The organism is Arthrobacter sp. 7Tela_A1, from assembly GCF_049311065.1.
Lineage (GTDB): Bacteria > Actinomycetota > Actinomycetes > Actinomycetales > Micrococcaceae > Arthrobacter_B.
In genome coordinates this window covers 40,048-56,911 of record NZ_JAXIOO010000007.1, presented here as the reverse complement: position 1 = coordinate 56,911, position 16,864 = coordinate 40,048, and the positions used below count along the sequence as shown (strand labels likewise).

Sequence of the window (16,864 nt, the reverse complement as noted above, 5' to 3'; positions counted from 1 at the left end):
GCCTGCTTCCTTTTGCGACTGGGATAACCTAGAGCAGTGACTAACGAGATAGAGATTGGCCGTGGCAAGCGTGGGCGCAGAGCCTACTCCCTGGATGACGTAGCGATTGTGCCCTCCCGGCGCACCCGCGATCCCCAGGACGTCTCGGTCAGCTGGCAGATAGACGCCTACCAGTTCGAGATGCCGGTTATCGGCGCTCCGATGGACTCGGTGATGTCACCGGCCACGGCCATTGCCCTCGGCCGCCTGGGCGGCCTCGGTGTCCTGAACCTTGAAGGACTCTGGACCCGCTACGAGGACCCGCAGCCGGTCCTCGACGAAATCGCCGTCCTCAGCCAGGAGAATTTCAACCCGGCGGCCACCCGCCGGCTGCAGGAAATCTACACTGCTCCGATCCGCGCAGAGCTGATCACCTCCCGCCTCGCAGAAATGCGCGACGCCGGCGTCACCGTCGCCGGATCCCTCACCCCGCAGCGCACCCAGGAGTTCTACAAGACTGTCCTGGCCGCCGGCGTGGACATCTTCGTCATCCGCGGAACAACTGTCTCCGCCGAGCACGTCTCCAAGAATGTTGAACCGCTGAACCTGAAGCAGTTCATCTACGAACTCGACGTCCCGGTCATCGTCGGCGGCGCCGCCGGCTACACCCCGGCGCTGCACCTGATGCGCACCGGCGCTGCCGGCGTCCTGGTCGGCTTCGGCGGAGGGGCCACCACCACCACCAGGCGCGCACTGGGCATCCACGCACCGATGGCCACGGCCATTTCAGACATCGCCGAAGCACGGCGTGACTACATGGACGAGTCCGGCGGCCGGTACGTCCACGTGATCGCCGACGGCGGCATGGGCACCAGCGGCGACATCGTCAAGGCCATCGCCATGGGTGCGGACGCCGTCATGCTGGGCTCCGCTCTGGCCCGTGCCGAAGAAGCTCCGGGCCGCGGCTGGCACTGGGGACAGGAAGCACACCACAGTGAACTTCCCCGCGGCGACAGGGTCCACCTGGATACCGTCGGCCCGCTGAAGGAAGTACTGTGGGGGCCCTCGCACCACACCAACGGGACCTCCAACCTCATGGGTGCACTGAGGCGGGCCATGGCCACCACCGGATACTCTGACTTGAAGGCCTTCCAGCGCATCGAGGTGCTGGTTTCCCCCTATCTCTACAACACCTGATCGCGTTCGACCCCACACCCCGGGGCACCTGCTTCAGAGAGGAATCTTGACCATGGCAACAAATGCACTCAGTCCGGAATACCGCGAAGCTGCCCTGGACAAGCTCCAGGCCACTTCAGAGCCCGGAGGGGAACTTGACGTCCTGATCGTGGGCGGCGGAGTGGTCGGGGCAGGCGCTGCGCTTGACGCTGTCACCAGGGGACTCAAAGTCGGCATGGTCGAAGCCCGGGACTGGGCTTCGGGAACCTCCTCCCGGTCTTCGAAGCTCATCCACGGCGGCCTGCGCTACCTGGAGATGCTGGACTTCGCCCTGGTGCAGGAAGCCTTGAAGGAACGCGGCCTGCTGCTGCAGCGCATCGCACCGCACCTGGTGAAGCCTGTGCCCTTCCTGTACCCGCTGACAAAACGGTTTGTAGAACGGCCCTATGTCGGCGCGGGGATCTTCCTCTATGACACCCTCGGCATGACCTCCGGGAACTCCCGGGGTGTTCCGATGCAGAAGCACCTGTCCCGGCGCGGAACCCTGCGTGCTGCGCCCAGCCTGAAGGATGACGCCATGATTGGCTCCATCCGCTACTACGACGGGCAGGTCGATGACGCGCGGTACGTGGCGAACATGGTCCGCACCGCCGTCCATTACGGTGCCACCGCTGTGAACCGGCTTTCCGTCGTCGACTTCCTCCGGGAGGGCGAGCGGGTTGTCGGTGCCCGGGTCCGCGACCAGGAAACGGGCCGCGAGTTCGATATCGCCGCGAGCCAAGTGGTCAATGCCACCGGCGTCTGGACTGATGAAACGCAGGCCATGGTCACCGACCGCGGCCAGCTCAAGGTCCGTGCGTCCAAAGGTGTGCACCTGGTGGTTCCCCGCGACCGCATCCAGTCCACCGTGGGCATGATCCTGCGCACGGAAAAATCAGTGCTCTTCGTTATTCCCTGGGGCAGGCACTGGATCATCGGCACGACGGACACGGACTGGAACCTGGACAAGGCCCATCCGGCAGCGACGTCAGCGGACATCGATTACATCCTCGAACACGTGAACACCGTCCTGAAGACGCCGCTGACGCGCGAAGACGTCGAAGGCGTCTATGCCGGGCTGCGGCCGCTGCTGGCGGGGGAGAACGATTCCACCGCCAAGCTTTCCCGCGAACATGTGGTGGCCCACCCGGTTCCCGGCCTGGTCGTCGTGGCCGGAGGTAAATGGACCACCTACCGGGTCATGGCCAAGGACGCCGTGGACGAAGCAGCGCGGGCGCTTGATGAGAAGGTGCCTGAAAGCTGCACCCAGACGATCCCGCTGCTTGGCGCCGTGGGCTACAAGGCAGCCTGGAACCGCAGGCACCGCACAGCCGATGACTACGGAATCCATGTGGTGCGCGTGGAGCACCTGCTCAACCGCTACGGTGCCCTCGCCACCGAGGTGCTCGACCTGATTGCCGAGAACCCCAAGCTGGGTGAGCCGCTGCCCGGCGCTGACGATTACCTGGGCGCCGAGGTTGTATACGCCACGACGCACGAGGGTGCCCGGCACGTGGAAGATGTGCTGGCACGGCGGACCCGGATCTCCATCGAGTCCTGGGACCGGGGGGTCTCCGCGGCTCCCGTCGCGGCGGACCTCATGGCCCCTGTCCTCGGCTGGGATGCCGAGCGGGTGCAGAGCGAAGTACGGCACTACCTGGCCCGCGTCGAAGCAGAACGGCTCAGCCAAAAGCAGCCGGATGATGTTTCCGCCGACGCAGCCCGGCTCGCCGTCGAGGACATAGCACCGCAGCGCTGACCCGGGGGAGACCAGCGGATGAGCGAAGAACTGAGCCTGAATGAAAAGGGCGCTGTCCTGACCGAGCCGGAAATGGTCATCCTGCAAATGGTGGCCAGGGACAGGACGGACGCTGCGGCGCAGCTGGCGGAGCGGATGTACCGGCAGGGACGCCTGACGGACCTGGAGGGGTTCATCAATGATGTCAGTGCCCGTGAGCACCAGATGGCCACAGGCCTGCCCGGGGGGATTGGGCTGCCGCACGCGAGGAGCCGGCATGCGGTGCAGACCTCGATCGCCGTCGGGATCTGCAAGTACGGGCACAGCCTTGACTTCGGTGCGTCAGACGGCCCGGCGACAGTGGTGCTGCTGATCGCTACCCCCGCCGCCTCCTTCTCGGAACATCTGGAAGTCCTGGCGACGCTGGCGCGTTCCCTTTTCCGGCCCGCGTTCCGGGACTCCCTGAGGCGTGCAGAGGATCCCGAAGTCATCGCCGAGCTGATTAATTCCTCGCTGGTGTTCTTTGACCATTAGGCGCCGGGGCGCCGTCCATTGGGTTTTCTACACGAGTACGAAGTACCGTTAAGCCGTGCTTAAGACTGCCCTGCAACCGCGATGGATCGCCGGCCTGATCCTTGCCCTGGCCATTTCCACCGTGTTCGTGCTGCTCTCGGAATGGCAGTTCTCCGCCGCTGAAAGCGAAGGCCCGCCTCCGGTTACCGCCACCGAGGAAGTACGTCCGCTCACGGAAGTCTTCACTCCCGGCGTACCGCTTTACGCGACTGAAGCAGACCAAATGGTGACCTTTACGGGCACCTTCCAGCCGGAGGACCAGATCCTGGTCCAGAACCGTCTCCAGGACGGAGAGAAGGGCTACTGGGTCGTTACGGCGTTCGACGTCGACGGCGCGCCCTCAGAGGCAGCCATTCCCGTTGTGCGCGGATGGGCCGCCGATCCTGCTGCGGCCGGGAATGCCCCGGAGGGTGAAATCACCATCACCGGACGGCTGCTGCCCACCGAAGCCCCGATTGCCGGACCGGTACCGGAGGGAACCTCTGCAGCCCTGTCCACCGCCGAACTCGGCAACCTCTGGGACGAGCCGCTCTACTCAGCATTCGTCACGGCACACGAAACCCTGGTGGACGGTGAGCCTGCAGCAGCAGGCGGCCTGGAAACGGTAACCGTCGCGCCGCAGCCGCAGGAAACCACCATCAACTGGATGAACATCTTCTACGCCGTCGAATGGGTGGTGTTCGCCGGGTTTGCCGTGTTCCTCTGGTGGCGACTCCTCGCTGACTCCTATCAGCGCAGCCTCGAAGAGGACGAATACGAGGACGACGAATATGACGAAGACGACTTTGAAGACGTTGACGGCGAAGAACAGCCGCCGGCACCAACCAGCAGTGAGGTAAAGAAGTGAGCGATCCCGCAGTCACCAGGCCCCCGCGCCCGAAGAAGAAGAAGCGCCGGTTTGGCGGAACACACGCGCAGATCCGCTCGGCCCTGACCTTTTACAAAATCTCCTCCTGGGTCACCGGCATCTTCCTGCTGCTCCTGGTGGCGGAAATGGTCATGAAGTACATGCTCAACATTCCGCCGGTCATGCTGGGAGGGCTGAACCTCTACACGGCCGTACTGATCGCCCACGGCTGGCTGTACGTTGTGTACCTGCTCGCCGACTTCCGGCTGTGGCAGCTCATGCGGTGGCCGTTCACCAAATTCATTGTCGTTGCGCTCGGCGGCGTCGTGCCCTTCCTGTCCTTCATCGTGGAGGCACGCACCCACAAGCAGGTCCTGGCGGAACTCGCCGCGCACCCTGAGGCCGCCAAACGCTACTAGCCGTATGACGGCCGGGCTGTCACACAGCCCGGCGAGCCGCCCTGATGTGCGGCAGGGGTACCGCGGCGACTATCCTTGAAACCGTGACTAATCCCGCGACTGCTCCTATTGAAGAGCGCCCCGTCCTGGTTGTGGACTTCGGCGCCCAGTACGCCCAGCTGATTGCCCGGCGCGTGCGCGAAGCCGATGTCTACTCCGAGGTTGTGCCGCACACCTACAGCACTGAAGCGCTGCTGGCCAAGAACCCGGCAGCCATCATCCTCTCCGGCGGGCCGTCCAGCGTTTACGCCGAGGGCGCCCCCAAAGTAGACCCTGAACTGTTCGAGGCAGGCGTCCCGGTCTTCGGGATCTGCTACGGCTTCCAGGCCATGGCCGCTGCCCTGGGCGGCACGGTCGCCAAGACCGGCCTGCGTGAATACGGATCGACCGACGCCGCCGCAGTAGACGGCAGCCGTTCCATCCTCGAAGGCACTCCCGAGCACCAGAACACCTGGATGAGCCACGGAGACAGCGTGCAGGAAGCGCCGGAGGGATTCGACGTCCTTGCCAGCACGGCAGGCGCACCCGTGGCAGCCTTCGCCAACGAGGAAAAGAAGCTCTACGGCGTGCAGTGGCATCCCGAGGTCAAGCACTCTGCACACGGCCAGCAGGTCCTGGAGAACTTCCTGTTCAAGGGAGCCCGCCTGGACCGCAGCTGGACCACCGGCAACATCGTCGAGGAACAGGTGGAGCGGATCCGTGAACAGATCGGCTCCTCCCGCGTGATCTGCGGTTTGTCCGGCGGCGTGGATTCCGCCGTCGCCGCTGCCCTGGTGCAGCGGGCCGTCGGTGACCAGCTCACCTGCGTCTTCGTTGACCACGGACTGCTGCGCGAAGGCGAAGCCGAACAGGTTGAACGCGACTTCGTAGCGGCCACCGGCGTCAACCTCTACGTCGCCAACGAGCAGGAGCGCTTCCTGAGCGCCCTCGCGGGCGTGACCGACCCGGAGACCAAGCGCAAGATCATTGGCCGCGAGTTCATCCGTGCCTTCGAAGAAGCCGAGCGCGCGATCATGGCCGAGGCCAAAGCTGCCGGCGAGCCCATCCGGTTCCTGGTCCAGGGCACCCTGTACCCCGACGTCGTTGAATCCGGCGGCGGCGAAGGTGCAGCCAACATCAAGAGCCACCACAACGTGGGCGGCCTGCCGGAGGACATGCAGTTCGAGCTTGTCGAACCGCTGCGTCTGCTGTTCAAGGACGAAGTGCGTGCCGTGGGGCGCGAACTCGGCCTGCCGGCTGAGATCGTCGGCCGCCAGCCGTTCCCGGGTCCCGGTCTCGGAATCCGCATCATCGGCGAGGTCACCAAGGACCGGCTGGACCTGCTGCGCCGCGCCGACGCCATTGCCCGCGCCGAACTCACGGCAGCCGGCCTGGACGACGATGTGTGGCAGATGCCGGTAGTGCTGCTGGCTGATGTCCGCAGCGTCGGTGTCCAGGGCGACGGACGGACCTACGGGCACCCGATCGTGCTGCGTCCGGTCTCCAGCGAAGACGCCATGACCGCTGACTGGTCGCGGCTTCCGTATGACCTGCTGGCCCGGATTTCCAACCGGATCACCAACGAGGTGGACGGCGTCAACCGGGTAGTTCTCGACGTCACGAGCAAGCCGCCGGGAACGATTGAGTGGGAATAGCATCTTAGGCGCGGGGGGGGGGGGGGGGCGCGCCCCCCCCCCCCCCCCCCCCCCCGCGTTGCTATTCGGAGCTATCCGGCAATTGACGATAGCTTGGAGGGTATGCCAGTTTGGTCGAGATCGTCGCGCGGAAGTGCAGGAAAGAGGACTCCAGTGTCTGAGCAGAATCCCGAGGACAGCGCCTCGGACTTCCTGCTGCCGTGGCTGGCCGGGCTGGGCCAGCACGCGGGGTCGGACACCCTGCTCCATTTCACCGTCTCGGCAGACAACAGCATCGACCTGACCCACGCGCACCCCTCAGGCCTGGCGCAGCTCCTCGCCGGCCGCCGCACACGGCTTTCAACCCTGCTGCGCGACGCCGACCACTACCGCACGGCGATGCGTGCCGCACGCCTGCTGCGGGCAAAGATCTACGAACTCGGCTCCGACCGCGGACTCGACGTCGGGTACCTCGCCGCGGGCACTGCGTCCTGGCGGTACGCCTCTGATGAAGCCGTGCGGCCGGAATCCCTCACTGCCCCGGTACTCCTGACGCCTGTCACCCTCACGGTCCACGCTTCCCAGGACGACTACGAACTGCAGCTCACCGGAAAGGCAGAGCTGAATCCGGCGCTCGTGCGGCACCTGGAGGTCCAGCAGGGCCTGGATGTCGACGCCGATTCCCTGGCCAGGCTGGCCTACGGGACCGCACGTTTTGACCCGCACCCCGTCCTGGACCGACTGCGGGCGCTGACCGACGGCGTGCGCGGGATGAACATTGAACACCGGCTGCTGCTCTCCACCTTTGCCGACCTTCCCGACCTGGCGGCCGACGCTGCGCTGGATCCCTCGCACCCGATCCTCCGTGCCCTCATGGACTCGGCCGTCAACGGAAGTGCCGAACCGGCCGAAGCCGCCGACCCGGGACTGCCGCCGCTGGACGACCGGTCCCCGGCCGATGAACTGCTCGTGCTGGACGCCGACCAGGAACAGCAGGACGTGCTGGACCTCGTGGCCGCCGGAGAATCCCTGGTGGTTTCCGCGCCTCCGGGCACCGGACAGACCCAGACAGCCATCAACGCCGCCGCAGCCCTGGTGAACTCCGGCAAATCCGTGCTGGTGGTGGCCGAACGCCGCGGGACCCTGAACGAGTTCGTCTCCGGACTGGATGCGCTGAACCTTGGCTCCCTGGTGCTGCAGGTCAATGCCGGTCTGGGTGAAGAAGCGCTCCGTGACCGGCTGGTCCGGGCTATTGTCCGCAACGAGAAGGCCTCAGAACCCAATCTCGGAAACTTGCACAAGGTGCTGCAGGAAAGCCGCCACCAACTGCGTGACCACGTAAAGTCCCTCCACAATGTCCGGCAGCGCTGGGGATGCTCGCCCTATCAGGCCATGCAGTCACTGGCTGAGCTGACCTCCCTGACACCCGCTCCGGCCACAACCGTGCGCCTGAAGCGAAGCGTGCTGGACAGCATCACCGACCGCACAGAACTTACCGGACGCCTGCGCCGGGCTGCGGAACTTGGCAGCTTTTCCCGGGCTGCGGTCTCCAGCCCCTGGTTCGGAGCCAAGCTCCTGAACCGCAAGGAAACCGAGGCCGCCCACCAGCTCACGGAAGAGCTGGCGGAAGAACTGCCGCAGCTGCGCGCCCGCGTCCAGGAAGTGGCTGGGCACTCCCAGATCCGGCTCGGCGAGACGTTCGCGCAATGGGGTGAGCAGCTCGAACTGCTGGTTGCCGTGCGCGAAAGCCTGGATAAATTCACGCCGGACATCTTTGACCGTCCCGTCACAGACCTGATTTCCGCCACCGCGTCCTCCTCCTGGCGCCGTGAGCACGGCGTCGACATGAGTTCCATGACCCGCTCACGCCTGCGGCGCGTGGCCAAGGAATACATTCGTCCCGGCGTGCACATTTCGGACCTGCACACGTCCCTGGTCCAGGTCCAGCAGCAGCGGGTCACCTGGTCCCGTTATGCAACCACCCAGCGCCATCCGTCCGTTCCCACCGGACTGGCAGACCTGAACCGGACCTACCTGGCAGTCAAGGAGAAGCTCGACACACTGACCGGAATCCTCGCGGGGACTCCGGGCAAACCGGACCTGGCGGCCCAGTCGCTGGACGACCTCGAGAAACGCCTGCGGGCGCTGGCCGGGGACAAGGAAACCCTGGAGACACTGCCGGAACGGACCCTGCTCGTTGACGAAATGCGGGGCCAGGGACTCGGGGAACTCCTCGATGACCTGGAAACCCGTGAAGTCACGCCCCGCCAGGTCGGCTACGAACTGGAACTGGCCTGGTGGCAGTCTGCCCTTGAGGCCATGATCAGCGGTGACGACTACCTGGCCATGTCCGATGGCGACAGCCTGCGCAGGCTCGAAGCGGAGTACCGGCTGGCGGACAACGCGCACATCGCCTCCGGTGCGGCACGCCTCCGGTGGGCACTCGCCTGCCGGTGGCGCCAGGGCATCAAGGACCAGCCGCGAGACGCCGAACGCCTGAAGGAGGTCATCAAGTCCGGTCCCCTGACGGTGGATTCCCTTAGCAGCCAGTCTGAGACGCTCGTATCTTCGCTGCTTCCGGTCTGGGCCGCGAGTCCGCTGCTGCTTCCCATGATGCTGCCCGGCTCCCGGCGGTTCGATGCGCTCCTGATCCTGGATGCCGAATCCATGAGCCTGCAGGCCGCCGTGCCGGCCATCGCCCGTGCCGGCCAGGTCGTTGCCTTCGGCGACGGCAACCTCGGCGGCCCGAGGCCCTTCAGCATCAACGTTCAGGGGCAGCCCGCAGAAGCGGCTGAAGACCTTCCGAGCGCATTTGAAGCACTCGCGCGCATCTTGCCCGGGCGTGCCCTGTCCACCGTGTACCGCGGTACGGACAAGAGCCTGCTCAAGCAGCTGAGCGACGAGTTCTACGGCGGACGGCTTTCCTGGGTTCCCCGGGGAGACGAAGTCGCCACCGGCGAGAAGCCGCTGACCGTTGAATACCTCGCTGACGGCACCGGCATGCCGAGCGCGGACCAGGAGGGCGTGGAAAGCGTCTCTGCCGAAGTGAACCGGGTGGTCGACCTGGTTTTCGAACACGTTCGGCGCCGTCCGAGCCAGTCGCTGGCAGTCATCACTGCCAGTCCCCGCCATGCGGCTCGGGTGGGGGAGGCGATCCGGGTGCAGATGGCCAATTTCCCGTGGGCCTCCGATTTCTTCGCACCGGGTGCAGAATCCTTCCGCGTAGTCACCGCCGACCGCGCTGCAGGACTGGTCCGCGACGCAGTCATCTTCTCCCTGGGCTTCGGCCGCACTCCTCATGGACGTGCCCTGCACAACTTCGGACTGCTTTCCGAGCCCGGTGGCCGCGGCCGGTTCGTGAACGCCATGACCAGGGCACGCCAGCGGCTGCATGTGCTGACCTGCTTCCAACCCTCGGACCTGGACGAGTCCCGCCTCGGCCACGGTGCGCTGGACTTCTACCGCCTGATACAGCGCGAACTCGACGCCGCTCCGGCAGCGGCCACCCCGCCGCGGCCCGCTGGAAACTCGATCATGTCTGACGATCCGCTCGTGGCGGACCTGGTGGGCCGGCTGCGGTCCCGCGGTGCCAAGGTCTGGGACCATTACGACGGCGTCATTGACATAGTCGCCACCGTAGACCGGCACACCGCATCCGATCCTGCTGTTCCCATGGCCATCGAGTCTGACGGCACAGCGCGCTACCGGAGCATGAGCGTGCGCGAGCGCAGCCGCCTGCGGCCCCAGCTACTGGAACGCCTGGGGTGGCGGTACATGCCGCTGTGGACCATTGAGGTCTTTACTGATCCCGCGGCCTGCGCCGGCCTCGTCAGCCGCTACCTGGGTTTGCCTGCGCCGGCAGCGCAGCCGGAGCCGATCAAGGAGGCCGCGCCGGCAGCCGTCCGGAACATCGTGGTGCCCCACGGCAGCACCCGGATCCGGCCGCGCGCGGAGGATGAACCGAATCCTGCAATACGCGCTGCTGCGGCTGCTGCCGCAGCCGCAGCAGCTGGAGGGAAAGACACAGGCAATGGCAGCACAACAGGACAAAACGCTTAAGGCGGCTCCACAGGCGGACGTGCATCCTCCCGTGACCCGGGAGGAAGCTGATACGGAGAACCAGCCTTCGGGTTCGGACAAGGCGCCCTCGGCGGAGCCTCGCAGCCGCCGCTCCCGACGGAGTACGGTAGCCCCGGCCACGCTCGCGCGGGCTCCGGGACTGCTGCAGACCGCACCTTGCCTTCCCCCGGGGACTTCCGTGCCCAGTGATTCGACGGCCAAGCAGGGGAGCGGGGGGACTTCCGCAGCCTCCCCGCGGCACGCTCCGGCTGCCAAACCCCCCGCACCGGCTGCTGCGCCGGCTGAAGGCATCCTGCCTTCCGTGGCGGAGGAAGACGATCCCCGGGCCTGGGGCGACCGTCCCGATGACACGGCCGACTGGCTGCGTGAACAGCGCCCGCCCCACTGGGGCTAACTACTGCGGATCCCTCGAGCCGCAGCATCCAGCTACTGATTCCGGCGTCCCGGATCACGGGTGAGGCCTTCTATCGTGCACTGAGGACCAGATAGAGGTTCCCCCTTTCGCCGGCGCCCGCAAGGGCAGCCGCTTCCTGGCCGCTCGCCGCTACCACCACCAGCCCGGCATCCTCCGCCGCCGGTCCGGGCCAGGTGCCTCCGGCACCCGCTTCACCGGCTGTCCACAGCACCGGTACCCCTGTGGCCAGGACACTCGTCTCCACCGTCCCGTCGAATCCCGTTGCGGACGCGAGAATCACGTCAACAATGACGCCGGGGGAGAGCAGCCCGGCTGCTGACTTGTCCGCGGGGCGGAGCGGCACCGCCGCTGTGCCCTCGGGTGCGCCGGCCAGCAGTCCGGGACCAACAAGGTAGGAGTCGGTCAGGAGTGTGCCTGCCCGGACGGGAACCGCCAGCCGTTCGCCGGCGGCAGCGTCCGGTCCGGCCAGCGAGCCCGGAGGGGCAGTCCCTTCGGGCACGCGGGCGGTCCGAAGATCCCCGGCTTCCAGCAGGTGGCCTGCCGGCAGATCACCCGTGACCGCCACGCCTGCCTCCGTGCGGGCATCAGGGGGCAGCAGCGCCTGGACCGTAATGCCGCAGGCAGCCGCCGCAAGCAGCCCTGCAAGGGTGCGCCGGCGTCGAACCAGGAAGCGGTGGAACCTCCCGCGCCCGGAGCGGCTCCCGCTCTGCCCCCTCGAGCCCTGGGCCGAATTGCCGCGGCCGCGGCTGCGGCCCGGGTTGCTGTCCCCGAGCGGGCGCGGTCTGGAAGGCATGATCCCACGCTAGGACCATGACGGCTGGCTCTGCCGGAGCCAGCAGGGGCAGGGGACGAGAAAGGCGCCCCGGTGTCCCTGTGGAGGACCGGTGGCGCCTTATCTCTTGATCGGGCTCTGTAGTTCTGTCCCAGGTAGTTCTGTTTAGCTGGCGGCTGCGGCCGCGGCGGGCTTTGCCGGCGCAGGGGCCGGTGCGGAAGATTCCGCTGCAGGCTTGGCCGCAGCGGCATCCTTGGCAGGAGCGGCCGGAACCGTCGAAGCAGAATCGCGGGAATCCGTGCGGTAGAAACCTGATCCCTTGAAGACAACGCCTACGCTGTTGAACTTCTTGCGCAGGTTGCCGCTGCACTCGGGGCACACCGTCAAACTGTCGTCGGTGAAGGACTGCTGGATGTCGAACGCGTGGCCGCAATCCTTGCAGGCATAGGCATACGTGGGCACTCTTACTCCTCCTGAAGGGCGAAAGGAAGACCTCAGCGTTACCCGCGAAACCGGTTATTCCGAATCAGCGTTGGCACTCTGGGGTCTAGAGTGCTAAGTATACACCCCGGTTCCACGCACGGGCGTGAACCCAGCAGGCGTCAGGACCCCATCTACCGGAGCATCGAGGGGATCGGCGGGCAGTCCACCTTCGGGCAGGAACTCGTGGGCATGGACGATAGCGACTGCCGGTGCGCGGCCCCCGCCGGCGCGGAACTGTGCCAGGAAGCGGTCATAGTAGCCGCCGCCTTTACCCATCCGGGTTCCTGACGCGTCAACGGCCAGCGCCGGAAGCAGCAGCAGGTCCAGGTCCAGGACATCCTCCACTCCCAGCCGTGGTCCGACGGGTTCCGGTATTCCGGGGAAGAGTCCGGGAGCCAGTTCCGTTGCCGGTGTCCACGGGCACCACGACAGCTGCCGTTCCGGTTCGCAAACCGGGACGAGGATGGTGTGCCCCGCTGCATCCAGCGCGGTCAGCAGGGCAGAGGTGTCCGGTTCGGTGCCGGCCGACAGATAGCAGGCTACCGACGACTTTCCGGGCAAGGACGCCAGGAGGGGAGCGGCCGCAGCGGCCAAGCGGGGCGCCGTCGAGCTGTCCGATTCGGCCATCTGCCGTCGGCGCACCTTGAAACGGGCCCTGACATCTTCTTTGCTCTCGGCGCTCATGACCCCATTCTGCCCCCAGCGGCGCTGCATTTGGCGCGCCGCAGCTTCCCTTAGGTACTCTTACCGTCATGACCTCACGCTCGAAGATCACCAAAGCCGTTATTCCAGCCGCCGGATTGGGCACGCGCTTCCTGCCTGCAACAAAGGCCATGCCGAAGGAAATGCTCCCGGTGGTGGACAAGCCGGCCATCCAGTACGTCGTTGAAGAAGCTGTCAACGCCGGCATGCCGGACATCCTGATGATCACCGGGCGTAACAAGCGCTCCCTGGAGGACCACTTCGACCGCGTACCGTTCATCGAGCAGACGCTGAAGGAAAAGGGCGACGACAAGAAGCTGGCCCTGGTCCAGGAGTCCTCCGAGCTCGGCGAGATCCACTACCTGCGCCAGGGTGACCCCAAGGGCCTGGGACACGCTGTCCTGCGTGCGAAGCTCCACATCGGCGACGATCCCTTTGCCGTGCTGCTCGGCGACGACCTGATCGACGCCCGTGATCCGCTGCTCGAAACCATGGTTGAGGTCCAGGCGAAGACCGGCGGTTCCGTGATTGCCCTGATCGAGGTCGAGCCGGACCAGATCAGCGCCTATGGCTGCGCCGACATCTCGGTCATCGAAGGCGAAGACTACGTTCGCGTCAACAAGCTGGTCGAAAAGCCCGACGCCGCCGACGCTCCGTCCAACCTTGCCGTGATCGGGCGTTACGTCCTGCACCCCTCCGTTTTCGGTGTCCTCGAGGAAACCGGTCCGGGACGCGGCGGAGAAATCCAGCTCACCGATGCCCTGCAGACCCTCGCGTCGGGCGAGGGTGAAGGCTCCGGCGTCTACGGCGTCATCTTCCGCGGACGCCGCTACGACACCGGCGACAAGCTCAGCTACCTCAAGGCCGTAGTGACGCTTGCTTCCGAGCGGGAAGACCTCGGACCTGAGCTGCGGGCCTGGCTGAAGGAATTCGACGGCTCCTCCGAAGGCTAGCTTTCATGCTGGGGTCGGCCATCTGGCCCGTGACGCTGGAGTGCGGCGACCTCGTACTGCGGCCCATACGCTACCGCGACCGCGCGGAATGGAATGAAGTCCGTTCCCGCAATGCGGATTGGATCGGCCCCTGGGAAGCAACCAATCCGCTCTCGGGGACCGATCTGCCCAGCTACGCGGGTATGGTCCGCAGCCTCAACCAGCAGGCACGCCAGGACACCGCCCTGCCCGTCGGCAACACCGAACGGCAGGGCAGCCGGGTACCTCCGGCGATCGTAGGCCAGCTCACGGTGTCCACGATTGTCTGGGGATCGGCGCGCATGGCGACGCTGGGCTACTGGGTCGACGCCGACCGTGCGGGCCGGGGGATTGCCCCCACAGCGGTTGCCATGGCTACCGACCACTGCTTCCGGGTCCTGGGGCTGCACCGGATGGAAATCAACATCCGGCCGGAGAACCAGCCGAGCCGGAGAGTGGTCGAAAAACTGGGTTTCCGCGAGGAAGGGCTGCGCCGGCGCTACCTCCACATAGCGGGCAGGTGGGCGGATCACCTCAGCTTTGCCCTGACCGCCGAAGAGGTCCCGGAGGGCCTGCTGCACCGGTGGCTGGCGACCCGCTGACCTCGGGTTTTGCCGTGGCAGGCAAGTTTTCCCCGAAGTCCGCCGACACACCGTTACTAATGCCGGGGGCACGGTTCCTTTTCTTCTACGGTCGTACTTGTGGACATCCCTCTTAATAGCTCCCTGGTTCTGGCGGCAGCCGTCGGACTCTGGCTGCTGTGGGTTGCCCCGCAATACCTGCACGGCAAGCAGGCTCCTGCAGCACCGGTTTCATCCGGAGCAGGCACCTTGCCCGCCGCAGGCAGAAGTCCCGACCACGCACCGGACCCGAGTACTCAGGGGAACACCATGCACAACACCAGCACCGGCGTCCAGCACACGCCGCACGGATCCGTGCGCCCGGCGTCCGGGCCCGGCAGCAGTGCCGGAGTTCCCTCGTCCGGGCAGGCTGCACCTGTCCCGGCGCCCCTGCGGCTGCGCTACGGCCGCATCACGCTGGCACTGTTGGGCCTGGTGTTCATCGCCGGGGTCCTCGCTGGAAGCATCGCCGCCTTGCTGGGGGCCGTCTCCGGCTGGCTTCCTGCTGCCTCCGCCATCGGCATCGCCGGTGTCTTCGGATCCCTGCGGAGCCTCGCGGTGCGCGACCGCCGCAACCGGCAGGCCCGCCGCCAGGCTGCTGCCCGCGCTGCCCAACGCGAACAGGCGCCGGCCCCGCGCCCGGCCAACCCCCGGGCTGATGCCGTCTTCGACGGCGCCGGAGCAGAGACCAAGGCCGCCCCTGCGGCGGCTCTTCCGGCCGAAACACGCCCGGCGGCTCCGGCTCCGAAACCCATACCGCGCCTGACTGCCCAGGAACTGCGCGACGCGGCCCTCGCAGAAGCTGCCAAGAGTGCAGAAGCGTCTTCCTGGGAACCGGTGGCCGTACCGAAACCGACTTACGTGGACGCACCCGTCGCACCCCGGGCTGCGCCACAGCCGCTGGCGGCACCCGCCTCCCCGAAACCCGTGCTCAAGACACCGATCCGCCCCGTCGCGGCCCCAGTGGCTGGAAGCACAGCGATCGAACCCCGTCCCGCTACCGGAATCCTCAACCTCGACGACGTTCTTCAGCGGCGCCGGGCCTAGGGCCCGCCATGACGCCGCCTTCCCGCGGCGGACGCAACCCCGGCCGGCGGGACCCGCGCAGCCGCGCCGCAGTCCATGACGGACCGGCCGCCCGCCACGCCGTGGAAGGCAGCGGGATGTCGGTGCCGATCGGCGAATTGCTTACCCGCTCCCACCTGGTCCTGGATTCGTGGTCCCACCAACGGACCTTCCACCGTCCCGGTGCCGGGGTCTCTGCCCTGTACCGGGTCCGTGCCATCAACCGCGGCGGAGCCATGCTCAGCCTCTACGCAGGCGCCACCACGTCGCAAGTCCCGTTGTCCGCGCCGGGAGCGGTGCATACGTCGCTGGACGGGACACCGCTTACGCTCTGGTTGCACCCCTATGACCCGCTGCTGCCATCGCTTGCGTGGGCACTGGATCCCGGTCGGGCAGCGTCCAGGATTCTCGGACGCCCCCTAACCGGCAATGACGCCGACCTCCGCCTCGCTGCCTACCGGCCCCTGCGCCGGGCAGTAGTACATGCAGCACTTCCCGGCCAAAGCGCCTACATCAAGGTCCTCCACCCCGGACAGGAAAAAGGACTCATCCTGCGGCACCGCCTGCTGGCCGGTACCGCTGTTCCCGCCGCCCGACTCGTGCCCCCGCCGGGCGCGGCAGGCACCTGGCCCAGCGGCGCCGTCGTTCTCTCCGAACTGCAGGGCCTGCCCATGCTGCGGGCGCTGGAGAGGGGCACAGCGCCGGGACCGGAGGAGCTTTCGGACCTGTTGGACCAGCTTCCCGAGGCCGCCTTGTCGCTGAAACGGCGGCCTGCCTGGTCCGAACGCGCCAGGGCTTACGGCCGTGCTGCTGCCGCTGTGCTGCCCGGCCAGGCCGGCAGGATCAGCGCGATGGCCCGGAAGATCGAGGAGCTCACAGCTTCGCTGGATCCGGGCCCCGTGGTGCCGGTGCATGGCGACTTGTACGAAGGGAACCTGCTGGTGGACGGCGGCAGGATCACCGGAGTGCTCGACGTCGACGGCATGGGTCCCGGCCACCGCGTGGACGACCTCGCGTGCTTCACGGGCCACCTCGCGGTCCTCGCCGAGCTGGCTCCTGGCTCCGCGCTGGAGCAGGCGCTCGCCGATTACCGGCAAGGGCTCGAGTCCGCGGCTGCCGCGGCAGGAAGCTCGCCGGAGGCCTTGGCGGCCCGAGCCGCGGGAGTGGCGCTGTCCCTGGTGCCCGGAGCCAGGGCGGGGAGGCTGACGCGTGCCGGGAATGCCGCCGCACGGTTGGAAGCGGCCGTGAAACTGCTCGGCCGCGGCAACGGACACGGCAGGTAGCGTTTCGCTATTGGGGCGCACACCCCGGGCAAAAAGCGTGATTGATGACA

At 66.8% G+C, this 16,864-nt stretch carries 15 protein-coding genes; 12 read left to right on the top strand and 3 right to left on the bottom strand.

Annotated elements, in window-relative coordinates; genetic code table 11:
* Nucleotides 1-36 precede the first annotated feature (36 nt).
* From TVB01_RS04735 to TVB01_RS04700, 8 genes are all read left to right on the top strand, one after another.
* Nucleotides 37-1,176: a GuaB3 family IMP dehydrogenase-related protein gene (locus tag TVB01_RS04735; RefSeq protein ID WP_422454536.1), complete on the top strand. Its 1,140-nt coding sequence runs from the start codon at nt 37-39 to the stop codon at nt 1,174-1,176.
* Between the two features lie 52 nt (nt 1,177-1,228).
* Nucleotides 1,229-2,953 carry a glycerol-3-phosphate dehydrogenase/oxidase gene (locus TVB01_RS04730; protein ID WP_422454534.1) on the top strand — a complete coding sequence of 575 codons (1,725 nt, stop codon included), beginning with the start codon at nt 1,229-1,231 and terminating at the stop codon, nt 2,951-2,953.
* Nucleotides 2,954-2,971: 18 nt separating this feature from the next.
* Nucleotides 2,972-3,466, top strand: coding sequence for a PTS sugar transporter subunit IIA (locus TVB01_RS04725; RefSeq protein WP_422454532.1), 495 nt, complete (start codon nt 2,972-2,974; stop codon nt 3,464-3,466).
* 55 nt (nt 3,467-3,521) lie between these two features.
* Nucleotides 3,522-4,352, top strand: coding sequence for an SURF1 family protein (locus tag TVB01_RS04720; RefSeq protein ID WP_422454531.1), 831 nt, complete (start codon nt 3,522-3,524; stop codon nt 4,350-4,352).
* Entirely contained in the window at nt 4,349-4,771 is a 423-nt protein-coding gene (locus TVB01_RS04715; protein WP_422454529.1) for a DUF3817 domain-containing protein, read from the top strand. The genes TVB01_RS04720 and TVB01_RS04715 overlap by 4 nt, the downstream gene beginning before the upstream one ends.
* A gap of 44 nt (nt 4,772-4,815) precedes the next feature.
* Complete coding sequence (gene guaA / locus TVB01_RS04710) at nt 4,816-6,444, top strand: glutamine-hydrolyzing GMP synthase (RefSeq protein ID WP_422454528.1); 1,629 nt, start codon at nt 4,816-4,818, stop codon at nt 6,442-6,444.
* Between the two features lie 102 nt (nt 6,445-6,546).
* Nucleotides 6,547-10,482: a DUF4011 domain-containing protein gene (locus TVB01_RS04705; RefSeq protein ID WP_422454526.1), complete on the top strand. Its 3,936-nt coding sequence runs from the start codon at nt 6,547-6,549 to the stop codon at nt 10,480-10,482.
* A gap of 199 nt (nt 10,483-10,681) precedes the next feature.
* The gene (locus TVB01_RS04700) at nt 10,682-10,897 is read left to right on the top strand and encodes a hypothetical protein (protein WP_422454525.1); all 216 of its coding nucleotides are present in this window, start codon (nt 10,682-10,684) and stop codon (nt 10,895-10,897) included.
* Between the two features lie 70 nt (nt 10,898-10,967).
* Here TVB01_RS04700 and cpaB read toward each other — a convergent pair whose 3' ends face one another.
* From cpaB to TVB01_RS04685, 3 genes are all read right to left on the bottom strand, one after another.
* Nucleotides 10,968-11,711, bottom strand: coding sequence for a Flp pilus assembly protein CpaB (gene cpaB / locus TVB01_RS04695; RefSeq protein ID WP_422454523.1), 744 nt, complete (start codon nt 11,709-11,711; stop codon nt 10,968-10,970).
* A gap of 144 nt (nt 11,712-11,855) precedes the next feature.
* Nucleotides 11,856-12,152: an FmdB family zinc ribbon protein gene (locus TVB01_RS04690; RefSeq protein WP_422454521.1), complete on the bottom strand. Its 297-nt coding sequence runs from the start codon at nt 12,150-12,152 to the stop codon at nt 11,856-11,858.
* A 93-nt stretch (nt 12,153-12,245) separates the two neighbouring features.
* The gene (locus tag TVB01_RS04685; protein WP_422454519.1) at nt 12,246-12,857 is read right to left on the bottom strand and encodes a 5-formyltetrahydrofolate cyclo-ligase; all 612 of its coding nucleotides are present in this window, start codon (nt 12,855-12,857) and stop codon (nt 12,246-12,248) included.
* A gap of 68 nt (nt 12,858-12,925) precedes the next feature.
* Between TVB01_RS04685 and galU the strand changes: the two genes are divergently transcribed.
* From galU to TVB01_RS04665, 4 genes are all read left to right on the top strand, one after another.
* Complete coding sequence (galU, locus tag TVB01_RS04680; protein ID WP_422454517.1) at nt 12,926-13,828, top strand: UTP--glucose-1-phosphate uridylyltransferase GalU; 903 nt, start codon at nt 12,926-12,928, stop codon at nt 13,826-13,828.
* 5 nt (nt 13,829-13,833) lie between these two features.
* A complete protein-coding gene (locus tag TVB01_RS04675; RefSeq protein ID WP_422454515.1) occupies nt 13,834-14,448 on the top strand; it encodes a GNAT family N-acetyltransferase in 615 nt (204 codons plus the stop codon).
* A 288-nt stretch (nt 14,449-14,736) separates the two neighbouring features.
* Nucleotides 14,737-15,513, top strand: a complete 777-nt coding sequence (locus TVB01_RS04670) for a hypothetical protein (protein WP_422454514.1) — start codon at nt 14,737-14,739, stop codon at nt 15,511-15,513.
* Between the two features lie 8 nt (nt 15,514-15,521).
* Nucleotides 15,522-16,814, top strand: a complete 1,293-nt coding sequence (locus TVB01_RS04665) for a phosphotransferase (RefSeq protein ID WP_422454513.1) — start codon at nt 15,522-15,524, stop codon at nt 16,812-16,814.
* Nucleotides 16,815-16,864: the final 50 nt, after the last annotated feature.